General features: G+C 62.4%; 10 protein-coding genes. 9 read left to right on the top strand and 1 reads right to left on the bottom strand.

Annotation, left to right across the window (positions count from 1 at the left end; translation table 11 throughout):
- The coding region (locus ACQKEN_RS19020) for a hypothetical protein (RefSeq protein ID WP_427687874.1) at positions 1-232 on the top strand (232 nt) is incomplete at its 5' end.
- A 321-nt stretch (positions 233-553) separates the two neighbouring features.
- Here ACQKEN_RS19020 and ACQKEN_RS19015 read toward each other — a convergent pair.
- Complete coding sequence (locus ACQKEN_RS19015; protein ID WP_427687872.1) at positions 554-733, bottom strand: hypothetical protein; 180 nt, start codon at positions 731-733, stop codon at positions 554-556.
- Between the two features lie 271 nt (positions 734-1,004).
- Here ACQKEN_RS19015 and ACQKEN_RS19010 point away from each other — a divergent pair, with 271 nt between their 5' ends.
- The 8 genes from ACQKEN_RS19010 (at position 1,005) to ACQKEN_RS18975 (ending at position 13,167) form a co-directional block, all read left to right on the top strand.
- Entirely contained in the window at positions 1,005-1,745 is a 741-nt protein-coding gene (locus ACQKEN_RS19010; protein WP_074893051.1) for a flagellar basal body rod protein FlgF, read from the top strand.
- 47 nt (positions 1,746-1,792) lie between these two features.
- The gene (gene flgG, locus ACQKEN_RS19005) at positions 1,793-2,581 is read left to right on the top strand and encodes a flagellar basal-body rod protein FlgG (RefSeq protein ID WP_065987266.1); all 789 of its coding nucleotides are present in this window, start codon (positions 1,793-1,795) and stop codon (positions 2,579-2,581) included.
- Positions 2,582-2,678: 97 nt separating this feature from the next.
- Positions 2,679-3,392 carry a flagellar basal body L-ring protein FlgH gene (gene flgH, locus ACQKEN_RS19000; protein ID WP_065987267.1) on the top strand — a complete coding sequence of 238 codons (714 nt, stop codon included), beginning with the start codon at positions 2,679-2,681 and terminating at the stop codon, positions 3,390-3,392.
- 13 nt (positions 3,393-3,405) lie between these two features.
- Complete coding sequence (locus ACQKEN_RS18995) at positions 3,406-4,515, top strand: flagellar basal body P-ring protein FlgI (RefSeq protein ID WP_074893047.1); 1,110 nt, start codon at positions 3,406-3,408, stop codon at positions 4,513-4,515.
- Between the two features lie 12 nt (positions 4,516-4,527).
- Positions 4,528-5,814, top strand: coding sequence for a flagellar assembly peptidoglycan hydrolase FlgJ (gene flgJ, locus ACQKEN_RS18990; protein WP_427687869.1), 1,287 nt, complete (start codon positions 4,528-4,530; stop codon positions 5,812-5,814).
- Positions 5,815-5,824: 10 nt separating this feature from the next.
- The gene (flgK, locus tag ACQKEN_RS18985) at positions 5,825-7,867 is read left to right on the top strand and encodes a flagellar hook-associated protein FlgK (protein WP_427687867.1); all 2,043 of its coding nucleotides are present in this window, start codon (positions 5,825-5,827) and stop codon (positions 7,865-7,867) included.
- A 13-nt stretch (positions 7,868-7,880) separates the two neighbouring features.
- Positions 7,881-9,470, top strand: coding sequence for a flagellar hook-associated protein 3 (locus tag ACQKEN_RS18980; RefSeq protein ID WP_427687865.1), 1,590 nt, complete (start codon positions 7,881-7,883; stop codon positions 9,468-9,470).
- Between the two features lie 121 nt (positions 9,471-9,591).
- Complete coding sequence (locus ACQKEN_RS18975; RefSeq protein ID WP_427687863.1) at positions 9,592-13,167, top strand: glycosyltransferase; 3,576 nt, start codon at positions 9,592-9,594, stop codon at positions 13,165-13,167.
- Positions 13,168-13,350 lie beyond the last annotated feature (183 nt).

The following is a 13,350-nucleotide window of genomic DNA, read 5'->3' as shown; positions in this document are numbered from 1 at the left end:
GCGATTGATTCGTGTCAGGCAGATCGCCTTCGCGGGCAAGCGCGCTCCTGCAGTGGATCTCGGCATGCCAGAAATTTTTTGGCGGACACAGAATCCGCAGGAGCCGGCTTGCTGGCGAAGGCGGCGTGTCAGGCGATTGATTCGTGACAGGCAAACCGCCTTCGCGAGCAAGCTCACTCCTACAGTGGATCTCGGCAAGCCACAAATTTTGTGGAGGACACAGAATCCGTAGGGGCCGGCTTGCTGGCGAAGGCGGCGTGTCAGGCGATTGATTCATCACAGGCAAACCGCCTTCGCGGGCAAGCGCGCTCCTACAGTGGATCTCGGCAAGCCACAAATTTTGTGGCGGACACAGAATCCGTAGGAGCCGGCTTGCTGGCGAAGGCGGCGTGTCAGGCGATTGATTCGTGTCAGGCAGATCGCCTTCGCGAGCAAGCTCACTCGTACATTTGATCGTCGTCTGGCTCGGAATCTGCGCAAGTTCAGGCACAGTTTTGGTCTGCGCTAAATGCTGCGGACGCTGCGGACGCTGCGGAACATGTAGGAGCGCCCTTTAAATCGAACAATCCGACTTCACATACGCGGCGCTGATCCGTGTCCAGCCTTTGCCCGGGCTGGTCTGGGCGCAGACCGTGCGGTGGGCGCCTTGCCAGAGGAAATAGGGCGCCGGCGCCGCCCAAGCGGCAAACGAGCCGGCAATCAATGTAAGGAGCAGGGCGATGCGAAGACCCATGACAGTTTTCCGTAGCGACTCAAGCGAATTCATAAAACGCTGCAAGTTCCGCACCCCATGGAGAGTTTTCTGGCGCTCGCTGCCGTCGATTTGCAGGAAACCGGCGGTCCGCTGTCGCGCGGCGGCCCAAACCGGATCCCGGTCCGCCGAATGCGGCCGGAATCATTGAAGAATCAACGCTTTGTATCACCGCTGAAAAACTGGTTCGATTATTGCTATGACCTGTTCAGTACAGCTACAGGCGGCAAGCGTCTGTCGGAGGAGGAAGACTGTGGACAAGTTGCTATACGTGGCCATGAGCGGAGCGTCGGAAAACGCCATCGCCCAAAAGGCCCATGCCAACAACCTGGCGAACGTTTCGACCAACGGGTTTCAACGCGACCTCGAACAGGCGCGCTCAATGCCGGTGTTCGGCGAGGTCAACCCGTCCCGGGCGTACGCCATGAGCGAACGTCCCGGCACTGACTTCAGCCAGGGCGCGATGGTCGACACCGGTCGCGAGCTGGACGTCGCCGTCAAAGGCAACGGCTGGATGGCGGTGCAAACCGCCGACGGCGGCGAAGCCTACACCCGCACCTCCAGCATGAACATCGACGCCCTTGGCGTGTTGCGTGATGGCAATGGTTTGCCGGTCATGGGCAACAGCGGGCCGATTGCCGTGCCGCCGCAGCAGCAGATCGAGATCGGCGCCGACGGCACCATCAGCGTTCGCTCGCTGGGCGAGAGCCCGCAGGTCATGGCGCAGATCGACCGCATCAAGCTGGTCAAGGGCGACCAGACGACCATGGAAAAAGGCCCCGACGGTCTCATGCACACCAAGAGCGGCAGACCGGCACAGGCCGATGCCGACGTGCAGGTCGAATCCGGGTTTCTGCAGGCCAGCAACGTCAACGCCGTCGACGAGATGACCTCGGTGCTGGCGCTGTCCCGCCAATTCGAACTGCACATCAAGATGATGAAGACCGCCGAGCAGGATGACGAGTCGATGGCTCGCGTCTTGCAAATGGGCTAATGACTGACAGCTTGCGCCGATAAACAGGCGCTCGAGGAGATTCAAACATGCTTCCGGCACTCTATGTTGCTAAAACCGGTCTGGCCGCCCAGGACACCAACCTGACGACCATTTCCAACAACCTGGCCAACGTTTCGACCACCGGTTTCAAAAGCGACCGTGCGGAATTCCAGGACCTGCTCTACCAGATCAAACGTCAGCCAGGCGCCCAGTCCACTCAGGACAGCGAGCTGCCATCGGGCCTGCAACTGGGTACCGGTGTGCGCATCGTCGGCACCCAGAAAAACTTCACCGCCGGCAGCCTGCAGACCACCAACCAGCCGCTGGACATGGCGGTCAACGGTCGCGGTTTCTTCCAGATCCGTCAGCCTGACGGCACCCTGGCGTACACCCGTGACGGTACGTTCCACCTGGACAGCAATGGCCAGATCGTCACCGCCAACGGCTACGCACTGGAGCCGGCGATCGTCGTTCCGCAGGATTCGCAGACCTTCACCGTCGGCGAAGACGGCACCGTGTCGATCACCACCTCGGCCAACACCGCCACGCCACAGATTATCGGCAACGTGCAGACCGCGGACTTCATCAACCCGGCCGGCCTGCAATCCCAGGGCGGCAACCTGTACCTGGAAACCGCTTCCAGCGGCGCACCGCAGGTCGGTACACCGGGCCTCAACGGTCTGGGCGTTGTCAAGCAGAACACCCTGGAAAACTCCAACGTCAGCACCGTTGAAGAGCTGGTGAACATGATCACCACCCAGCGCGCCTACGAGATGAACTCCAAAGTCATCTCGACCGCTGACTCGATGCTCCAGTACGTGACCCAGAACCTGTAAGCCCTGTTTGAAACGCCTGATGTCCTGCAGCGAAACACCTGATCAATTACAAGGGGCGCCTGAAAAACGCCTGCTACACCGCGAGGTTTTAAGTGTCATGAAACGGCTCTCTGTATTGCGGCTTTCCCTGTTGGCAGCTCCTGTGTGCGGTATCGCGCTGCTGACCGGCTGCGTTGCGCCTGCGGCCAAACCCAATGACCCTTATTACGCGCCGGTGTTGCCGCGCACGCCGCTGCCTTCAGCGGCCAGCAACGGTTCGATTTATCAGGCCGGTTTCGAGCAGAACCTGTACGGCGACCGCAAGGCCTATCGGGTCGGCGACATCATCACCATCACGCTTTCCGAGAAGATGGCTGCCAGCAAGGCCGCCAGCTCCGGGATCAGTAAGACCAGCAAAACCAGCCTTGGCCTGACTTCGCTGTTTGGCGCTGGCGTCAGCACCAACAACCCGGTCGGTGGCGGCAACCTCAGCCTGGACGCCGGCTACACCGGCGACCGCGCGACCAAGGGTGACGGCAAGGCCGCGCAGAGCAATAGCCTGACCGGCTCGATCACCGTGACCGTCGCTGACGTGATGCCCAACGGCATTCTGCTGGTACGCGGCGAGAAGTGGATGACCCTCAACACCGGTGACGAACTGGTGCGCATCGCCGGCCTGATCCGCGCCGATGACATCGCCACTGACAACACCGTGTCGTCGACTCGCATCGCCGATGCACGCATCACTTATTCCGGTACAGGCGCGTTTGCCGATTCCAGTCAGCCAGGCTGGTTCGACCGATTCTTCCTCAGCCCGTTGTTCCCTTTCTGATAGCGGGATAGCCATGATCACGTTCAAGCAACTGATAGCGGCAGCGCTGCTGTTCACCACCGCACTGGGCGCCCACGCCGAGCGCCTGAAGGACATCGCCAGCATTTCCGGCGTACGGACCAACCAGTTGATCGGTTACGGTCTGGTGGTGGGGCTCAACGGCACGGGTGACCAGACCACCCAGACGCCGTTCACCCTGCAGACCTTCAACAACATGCTCTCGCAGTTCGGCATCAAGGTGCCGGCGGGTTCCGGCACCGTGCAGCTGAAAAACGTCGCGGCCGTGGCCGTGTACGCCGACCTGCCGCCGTTCGCCAAGCCGGGTCAGCAGATCGACATCACCGTGTCGTCCATCGGTAACTCGAAAAGCCTGCGCGGCGGTGCCCTGTTGATGACCCCGATGAAGGGTATCGACGGCAACGTCTATGCCGTGGCCCAGGGCAACCTGGTGGTCGGCGGTTTTGATGCCGAAGGCCGCGACGGCTCGAAGATCACTGTCAACGTTCCGTCTTCCGGGCGTATTCCGGGTGGCGCATCGGTTGAACGTGCCGTGCCGAGTGGCTTCAACCAGGGCAACTCGCTGACCCTGAACCTCAATCGCAACGACTTCACCACCGCCAAGCGCATCGTCGACAAGATCAACGACATGCTTGGCCCTGGCGTCGCTCAGGCGCTGGACGGCGGCTCTGTGCGGGTCACAGCGCCGCTGGACCCCAACCAGCGTGTTGATTACCTGTCGGTGCTGGAAAACCTGGAAATCGATCCGGGCCAGACGTCCGCCAAAGTCATCATCAACTCGCGGACCGGCACCATCGTCATCGGCCAGAACGTCAAGGTGTCGCCGGCAGCCGTTACCCACGGCAGCCTGACCGTGACCATCACCGAAGACCCGATCGTCAGCCAGCCGGGCGCGTTCTCCAACGGCCAGACCGCTGTGGTCCCGCGTTCGAAGATCAACGCCCAGCAGGAAATGCACCCGATGTTCAAGTTCGGCCCGGGCACCACGCTGGATGAAATTGTCCGCGCGGTTAACCAGGTGGGTGCAGCGCCAGGCGACTTGATGGCGATTCTCGAAGCACTGAAACAGGCTGGCGCGTTGCAAGCCGACCTGATCGTGATTTAAGAGGCAGACTGAATGAGCATTCCAAGCGGCGGCGTCTCTTCCGGTGATTCAGGTGCGTATACCGACCTCAACCGTCTGACCGCCATGAAAACCGGTGATCGCGACAGCGAGGGCAACCTCAAGAAAGTTGCGCAGGAATTCGAGTCGCTGTTCGTCAGCCAGATGCTCAAGGCCATGCGTTCGGCCAACGAAGTGCTGGCCAAGGACAACCCGATGAACACCGCGGCGACGCGGCAGTATCAGGACATGTATGACCAGCAGCTGTCGGTGAGCATGTCTCGCGAAGGCGGCGGTATTGGTCTGCAGGACGTGCTCATGCGTCAGCTGTCGAAAAACAAGGGCACGCAAATCGCGCCGGCCAGCACCGGGCTGGTGTCCGGCGGCAAAACGGAGGCCAAGGTCGACGGTAAAGCCGATGCACCAGCACAGGCCGGCCTGGCCACGCGCATTGCCCAGCGTCCGTTGTGGGCCACCCGTTCGGTGACCGCGCCCGCTGCAACCGACGGCACCGCGCACAGCGACGTGGCGGCGCTGAATTCCCGTCGCCTGTCGCTGCCGAGCAAGCTCAGCGACCGCATCATGGCCGGCATCGTGCCAAACACTGCCCCCGGCCAGGACGCCAGCGCGAGCGCCACCACACTGAAAAACCGCATTGCCGTCTCCAATGCCGTGGCCGCCGCGAAAAGCGCAGGCTCTCAGAACAATGGCGACTGGACCGTCGGGCCGCAGTACGCCGCCGACGCTGACGCTTATGTGCGCAGTCGCGTGCAGACGCCGCTGGCGCCGGGCAAGAGTGCATTCGCCAACCGGGATGACTTCGTCGCCACGATGATGCCCCTGGCCAAGGACGCTGCCGCGCGGATCGGCGTCGATCCGAGCGTGCTCGTTGCGCAAGCGGCGCTGGAAACCGGCTGGGGCAAATCGATCATGCGTCAGTCCGACGGCGGCAGCAGCCACAACCTGTTCGGCATCAAGGCCCAGGGCGGCTGGAAAGGGCCGGAAGCCCGAGCCATCACCAGCGAGTTCCGCGACGGCCAGATGGTCAAGGAGACCGCGGACTTCCGCGCCTACGACTCCTACGCCAGCAGCTTCCACGACCTGGTGAGCTTCCTGCAGAACAACAATCGCTATCAAGAAACCCTGAAATCCGCCGATAACCCGGAACAGTTTGTGAAAGAGCTGCAGAAGGCCGGCTACGCAACCGACCCGTCCTATGCCAGCAAGATTTCTCAGATAGCGAAACAGATGAAGAGTTACCAGACCTACGCATCCGCCTCGGGCTCTTCCACGACTTTATAAGGTTTGAACCATGTCACTGATCTCAATCGGGCTTTCGGGACTCACCGCCAGCAGCGCAGCATTGACGACGATCGGCAACAACACTGCCAACGTCGACACGCAGGGCTACTCGCGTCAGCAAGTGATGACCGCCGCCGGGGCTCAGCAGAACATCGGCGTCGGTTTCATCGGCACCGGTACGACGTTGTCCGACGTGCGCCGCATCTATAACGGCTACCTCGATAACCAGTTGCAGACCAGCACATCGCTCAGCGCCGACGCCACCGCGTACCTGAGCCAGGCCAGCAAGCTCGATTCCATCCTGTCGGACAGCTCGACCGGCGTCAGCACCGTGCTTGCGAAGTTTTTCACTGACTTGGGCGCCCTGGCCTCCAAGCCGACCGACAACGCCGCCCGCACGACGTTTCTGACCAGTGCCTCGGCCCTGGCCGGTCAGTTCAACTCCATCTCGTCGCAGATGAAGGACCAGAACGCCAGCATCAATACCCAGATGACCACAGTAGTCGGTCAGGTGAATGCACTGGCGTCGTCCATCGCCACCCTCAACAAACAGATCACCGAGACTCAGTCCTCCGGCGGTCAGCCCAATACGCTGCTCGATTCACGTACCGAAGCGGTACGCCAGCTCAACGAACTGGCGGGCGCCAAGGTCGTTGAAACCAACGGCAGCTATGACGTCTACATCGGCACCGGCCAGCCGCTGGTCACCGGCACCACCTCCAACACCCTGAGCGCAGCGCCCAGTGACAGCGACCCCAGCGTGTATGCGCTGAAACTGAAATATCAGAACAACGAAGTCGATGTCTCAAGCGTCGTGACCGGCGGCTCCTTGGGCGGACTGCTGCGTTATCGCAGCGACGTGCTGCAGCCGGCCGCCAGCGAGCTCGGCCGTCTGGCGGTGGTCGCTTCCGACCAGATTAACAGCCAGCTCAATCAGGGCGTGGACGCCAACGGCAACTTCGGCAGCAACCTGTTCACCAGCATCAACGACCCGAGCCTGACCAGCCAGCGCAGCCTTGCCAACACGACCAACGATCAGTCGTCGGGCAACTTCGCGGTGTCCATTGCCAACAGCGGCGCCCTGCAGACCAACGATTACCAGGTGACGTTCACCGATGCCAGCGGCCAGTACAGCGTCAAGCGTCTGCCGGACGGCAAGGACATGGGTTCGTACAACACCAACGCCACCACCGCGCCGGTCATCGACGGGTTCTCGCTGAAATTCAACGGCACCTCCACTGAGGGTGACAGCTTCAAGATCAGCCCGACCAAGACCGGCGCCGATGGCATCAAGGTCGTAATGACCGATCCGAAAGACATCGCCTCGGCCAGTCCGCTGACCGGCAGCGCCCTTGTGAACAAAGGCTCGGGGACGTTCACCCAGCCCGTGTTGTCGACCCAGGCCGACATCTACAACCCGACCGCCACCGCCGACCTGCGTAACGCGCTCTCGGCCTCGACGCCGATGCGTTTGCTCATGGGCGATGTCACCAATGGTGCTCAGAGCTATTCGCTGGTCGATGCACAGGGCGCGGCGGTCAAAGACAAGTCCGGCAATGCGATCACCGGTTCAGTTGTTCCAGGCCAGTCCAACGACATCAGTCTGGAAGTGGGTTACACCGACTCGTCGGGTGCTGCGCAGTCGTTCAAGTTCGGCATGACCCTCGCCGGAGAGGCCAAAAGCGGCGACACCTACAGCATTGCCATGACCGGCGCCGGGTCTTCGGACAACCGCAACGCGACCTCGGTCGGTACGCTGCAGACCAAACAGACCCTCGACACCGCCGCCGGCAACGGCACGGGCATGAGCCTGAGCGGTGCCAACGCCAACATGATCACCACGGTGGGCAGCAAGGCGGCCCAGGCCAAGAGCGATACGACGGCGACCACCGCGGTGCTGACCCAGGCCAAGAGCGCACGCGACAGCGTTTCCGGCGTGTCGCTGGACGAAGAAGCCGCCAACCTGGTCAAGTATCAGCAGTACTACACCGCCTCGTCGCAGATCATCAAAGCGGCCCAAGCCATCTTCAGCACGCTGATCAACAGTCTTTAAGGAATCGTAATCCATGCGTATCTCAACGACCCAGTTTTACGAAACCAGCGCCTCGAACTACTCGCGCAGCTACGCTAATGTCACCAAAACCGGTGACGAAGTGGCCAGCCAGGTCAAGCTCAACACCGCCGGCGATGATCCGGTCGGCGCGGGCCGTGTGCTGCAGTTGCAGCAGCAGGGCACGATGCTCAATCAGTACAAATCCAACATCGATACGATCAATACCACCGTCGTGCAGACCGAGACGGCCTTGACGTCGATCACCTCGGCGATTCAGCGCGCGCAGGAGTTGGTACTGGGGGCGGCGAACACCTCGTTCACCGACAAGGACCGCCAGGCCAACGCCGCCGAGCTCAAAGAGTTGCAGGGGCAGATTCTCGGTCTGATGAACAGCCAGGATGCCGATGGCACTTATCTGTTCTCCGGGTCCAAGGGCACCACCCCGCCATACACCGTCAGCTCCGACGGCACCTACAGCTATCAGGGCGACCAGACGCGCAACCTGCTGGCCGTCGGCAGCGGCATTTCCATGGCCAGCAACACCACCGGCTGGGATGCATTCGAACAAGCAACCAACACCACGCGCACCTCGACGACCCTGGTCGCGGGCGCTGATGACGGCGTGATTTCCTTGTCCGGCGGCAGCGTCAGCAACGCTGCCACCTACGACAACAGTTTCACCGCCGGCCAGCCGTACAAGATTTCCTTCACCAGCAGCACGGCGTACACGATCCTCGACAAGAACAATCAGGATGTGACGGGCGATGCGACGGCTACCGGCAAGTTTGCGTCCACCAGTTCGGCGAACCAGGCCATCACCTTTCGGGGTCTGGAACTGAACCTGAACATCAACCTGACCAAGGATCAGTACGCAGACACCACGGCTGCAGACGCAGCAGTGAAAGACCACACCTTCGAGCTGGGCGTCTCCCCCAGTACCGTGAGCACCTCGCGGCTGCCGGCCAACACCTCGACCGATGTGATCACCAGCTCGGTGGTGACCGATCAGGCCGCGTTCGACAAAACCTTCCCGTCGGGCGGCGCTGTCGTGCGCTTCACGGATGCCAGCAACTTCAGTCTGTACGCGGCCCCCTATGACCCGGCGACCAGCAAAGCGGTGTCCACCGGCACGCTGAGCGGTAACACGGCGACGGCCTCCGGCGTGACCTTCACCTTCAGCGGCTCGCCACCGGCAATGGCCGCAGGTGACCAGTTCACCGCGCAGTCCTCGACCCAGCAAAGCCAGAACGTGCTGAATACCTTGTCCAAGGTCATCACGGCGCTCAACGGCAAGGTCGATGGCGATCCGATTGCCCAGCAGAAACTGCAGGCCACCATGACGTCCACCATCGGTAACCTGAAGAGTGCGGCGGAGCAGATCATCAATGCCACCAGCGACGGCGGTGCCCGGGCCAGGACGGCGACCGATCAGGGCGTGACCAACCAGAGCATGATCGACAACGGCAGCACCGAATCGGGCACGATCACCGCGTCCGATCCGGTCGATGCCATCGCCCGTCTGACCCTGCAGAAAACCATGCTGCAGGCCTCGCAGCTGGTGTTCACCCAGCTGTCTGCGCTGAACCTGTTCAGCAAGTTGTAATCGGCCCAGCGGCGGGCGGCACCTGATCAACAGGTGTCGCCACCGTTGAGCGTCAACCGTATTGTCAGCGGTTAATGTCGATCCTTTCCCCGGGGAACGGCGCCGCTCGTGAGTCCCGCCCGTGAATTCAGCTCCCCTCGTCAGCCTCGTCATTCCCGCCTACAACCCGCGCTTTTTCCAGCGAGCCCTGCTGGATGCACTGGCACAGACCTATCGGCCCCTTGAAGTGGTGGTCTGCGACGACAGCCAGACCGACGAGATCCAGCGCATCGTTGAACAGCACCTCGACTCAAGCCCGGTTACGTTGCGTTATGTGCGCAACCCCAAGCGTCAGGGTTTCGTCGGCAACCTGCTGGTGTGCCTGCATGAAGCGCAGGGCGAATTCATCAAGTTTTTCTGCGATGACGACCGGCTGTTTCCGGCGGCCGTCGCGCGTCAGGCCAGCATTCTGGTCGAGCATGACGACGTCAGCCTGGTGCTGGCCCAGCGTTATTTCTGCGACCCCCAGGATATTCAGTTGCCGGTGCGCATCGAGAATGCCCCGCTGGCCGAATCCAGCTCGGTGTTCTACGGCGCCGACCTGCTCTCCGTATTTGATATTTCGCCGACCAACTTTCTCGGCGGGTTCAGCAGCTCATTGATGCGTCGCAGCGACGTGCAGGTGATTCTGCCGGCGCTCCGTGAAGTCGGCGACGGCTTCACCGCGCTGGTGGATTTCGTGCTCTACGTGTGCCTGCTCAAGCGCGGCAACATGGTCATGCTCAACGACGTGCTCAGTGCCGAGCGCCTGCACCCGGACCGCTTGAGCCGCCAGCAGTGGGTCAGGGACCTGATCACCGACGAGCGTCAATGGCTGGGCAAGATGCTCAAGGCGCGCACCGGCGAAGATGCCCCCGAATATGGCTGGGTGCGCTTCGTGCCGCTGACTCAGGCGCTGGAGCAACCCCGTGTGTGGCAAGAGCTGCCCCTCAGCCGCATGCTGGGTGACCGACAGGCCTCCTTGCCGTGGCGAGTCGGCACCGACAGCGAAAGTTTCGCCGAGCTGTACCAGCAATGGTTGAGCTTCCGCACCCTGTTTGGCGCCGATCGCCTGCGCGTGGCGGATAACGTCGCCACCTGGCCGTCGCAGCCGAAGATGGTGGCGGTGGTGCTCGACGAGCACGCCAGCGCCGCCGGCGTGGCGCTGACCCTGGCCAGTCTCGATGCGCAGCTGTACGCCGCCGAACTGACCCTGGTGCTGTCCAGCGCCTGTGAAACGCCGGTGCTCGAAGGCCGTGTGTTCACCTTGCCGCTGCAGCCCGACTGGCTGGCGCAAGTCAATGACCTGTTGCCGCAGCTCGAGCGCGGCGACTGGTGTTACCTGCTGCGGGCGGGGGATCGGCTGACCGATTGTGCATTGCTGATTCTCGCCGAACGCGTGGCCCACTCGCCGGACGTGCTGTGCCTGTACGGCGACGAAGGCGCGCTGCATGAAGGCGAATCGGCCGAGCCGGTCTTTCGGCCTGATTTCAACCTCGACCTGCTGCGCAGTTATCCCTACGTCGGCCGGGTGCTGGCGTTTCAGATCGACGCGCTGGTCAGGCTCGGCGGTTTCGATTCCGCCTACGGCGAGCTGGCGCCCCACGACGCGATCTGGCGCCTGACCGAAGCCCACGGCGTGGTGGTTCAGCACGTATCGGAAATCCTCGTCGAGTCGCAGTTCCCGTTTCAGGCGTGGTTGGCGCTGGATGAGGCCGTGGCGCAAAACGCCCCGGTGCTCGGTGCGCATCTGCATCGCATGGGCATCGCCCATCAGCTGCGCGAAGTGGAAGGGCAGTGGGTCAATCACATTGATTATTTGAGCGACGCGCGTCCGCTGGTGTCGATCATCGTCGTCCACCAGGACCAGTTGGCGGCGTTGCAGCGCTGCGTCGAGTCGCTGCTCTCGAAGACCACTTACGATCGCTTCGAAGTGCTGATCGTCGACTGCGCCAGTCAACATCCGGAGGCTCGGTCCTGGCTGGCGGACATGCAGCAGATCGGTGGCGATACCCTGCGCGTGCTGCATTACGAAGGGCAGGGCAACGGTGCCGATCTTCGCAACTTCGCCGCCGTGCATGCCCGCGGCGAGCATTTGCTGATGCTCAGCGTCTATGCGGTGGTCGCCGATTCCGCGTGGCTGGGCGAGCTGGTCAATCATGGTCGGCGCGAAGAAGTGGGCGTGGTCGGCGGCAAGCTGTTCACCCCCGAAGGCTACATTCTCCAGGCCGGGCTGATTCTGGGTTACCACGGCCCGGCCGGCCCTGCATTTTTTGGCGAGCCACTGCATGCGCCCGGTCACTTGCTGCGGCTGCAAGCAGCCCAGGACCTGAGCGCGGTGGGCGGCCACTGCCTGCTGGTGCGCCGCGCCTTGTTCGAGCAGCTCGGCGGCCTGAACAGCAACGAATTCAGCGGCAGCCTGAGCGAAGTGGATTTCTGCCTGCGCGTGCGGGAGTCCGGCCATCTGGTGGTCTGGGCACCGCGCGCCGTGTTGGCGATCGGCGCCTCGACACCGGCGGAACAGGCCCGCGACAAACAATCCCAGATCGACGATCAGCACGCCTTCTACAAACGCTGGCTGCCAATCCTCGCCCGCGACCCGGCCTACAACCCCAACCTGCGCCTGACCGGTTCGTTCTACAGCCTGGAACCGGGCCTGAAAAAAGGCTGGAACCCTTATTCATCGCGGCGTTTGCCGAACGTGCTGGCGATCCCGGTCAACAGCACGGCGGTGGGTCACTACCGCGTGTCCCAGCCGTTTCTGGAGCTGGAGGCCGACGGCCGAATCGAAGGGCGGATGAGCTACGACCTGCCATCGATCATCGATCTGGAGCGTCAGTCCCCGGACGTGATCATCGTGCAGTGCCGCTACAGTCAGAACTCCATCGATCAGGTCGCCAGCCTCAAGGCGTACTCCAACGCCCGGCGCATCTACGAGCTGGACGACTACGTGATCAGCGTGCCGAAAAAGAACGGCCACTTGCGCAGCATGCCGTCGAACATGGAAGCGATGGTGCGTCTGGGCACCAGCCTGTGTGATCGGGTGGTGGTGTCGACCGTGACGCTGGCCGATGCGCTGTCGGGGATGCACCACGACATCCGCGTTGTTCCGAACATGCTGGCTTCACAGCTCTGGACCGGCCTGCGCAGCCAGCGCCGCACCTCGAAAAAACCTCGGGTCGGCTGGGGCGGCGGGACCAGCCATGCCGGCGATCTGGAGATCATCGCCGAGGTCGTGCGCGAGCTGGCCGATCAGGTCGAGTGGGTGTTCTTCGGCATGTGCCCCGAGGCGCTGCGGCCTTACGTGCACGAGTTTCATCCGTCCGTAGGCTTGCTGGCCTATCCGGCCAAACTGGCGGCGTTGAACCTCGACCTCGCGCTGGCGCCGCTGGAGCACCACATTTTCAACGACTGCAAAAGCAACCTGCGGCTGCTGGAATACGGCGCCTGCGGTTACCCGGTGATCTGCACCGACACCCGGGCCTACGACGGTTACCTGCCGTGCACCCGCGTGATGACCAACAGCACCGCCGAATGGCTGGAAGCGATCCGCATGCACCTGGCCGACCCGGACGCCAGCTACCGCATGGGCGATGAGCTGAAAGAAGTGGTCATGCGCGACTACGTCCTGCGCGGCGACAACCTTCAGCACTGGGTCAACGGCTGGCTGGCGGATTAAACGCGGTGTTTTAGTGGGACCGCGTGCCGTCAGTAGGACCGGCTTTAGTCGGGAAGAAGCGAGTGCGTGCGCCGCAAGCATCCATGATGCGTCGCTGATCGGTGTAGGAGCGCGCTTGCCCGCGAAGAGGCCAGTACATCCGACGCATATTGATCGTCCGCGCCTACGCCTTCGCGGGCAAGC

It is taken from the genome of Pseudomonas sp. NPDC078416 (assembly GCF_050268485.1).
Classification (GTDB): domain Bacteria; phylum Pseudomonadota; class Gammaproteobacteria; order Pseudomonadales; family Pseudomonadaceae; genus Aquipseudomonas.
This window is presented reverse-complemented; position numbering and strand designations above follow the sequence as displayed.

Coding starts and splice junctions, on each gene's coding strand:
- ACQKEN_RS19015 (WP_427687872.1), bottom strand. CDS start 733: ATGGGTCTTCGCATCGCCCTGCTCCTTACATTGATTGCCGGCTCGTTT.
- flgG (WP_065987266.1), top strand. CDS start 1,793: ATGCTTCCGGCACTCTATGTTGCTAAAACCGGTCTGGCCGCCCAGGAC.
- flgH (WP_065987267.1), top strand. CDS start 2,679: ATGAAACGGCTCTCTGTATTGCGGCTTTCCCTGTTGGCAGCTCCTGTG.
- ACQKEN_RS18995 (WP_074893047.1), top strand. CDS start 3,406: ATGATCACGTTCAAGCAACTGATAGCGGCAGCGCTGCTGTTCACCACC.
- flgJ (WP_427687869.1), top strand. CDS start 4,528: ATGAGCATTCCAAGCGGCGGCGTCTCTTCCGGTGATTCAGGTGCGTAT.
- flgK (WP_427687867.1), top strand. CDS start 5,825: ATGTCACTGATCTCAATCGGGCTTTCGGGACTCACCGCCAGCAGCGCA.
- ACQKEN_RS18980 (WP_427687865.1), top strand. CDS start 7,881: ATGCGTATCTCAACGACCCAGTTTTACGAAACCAGCGCCTCGAACTAC.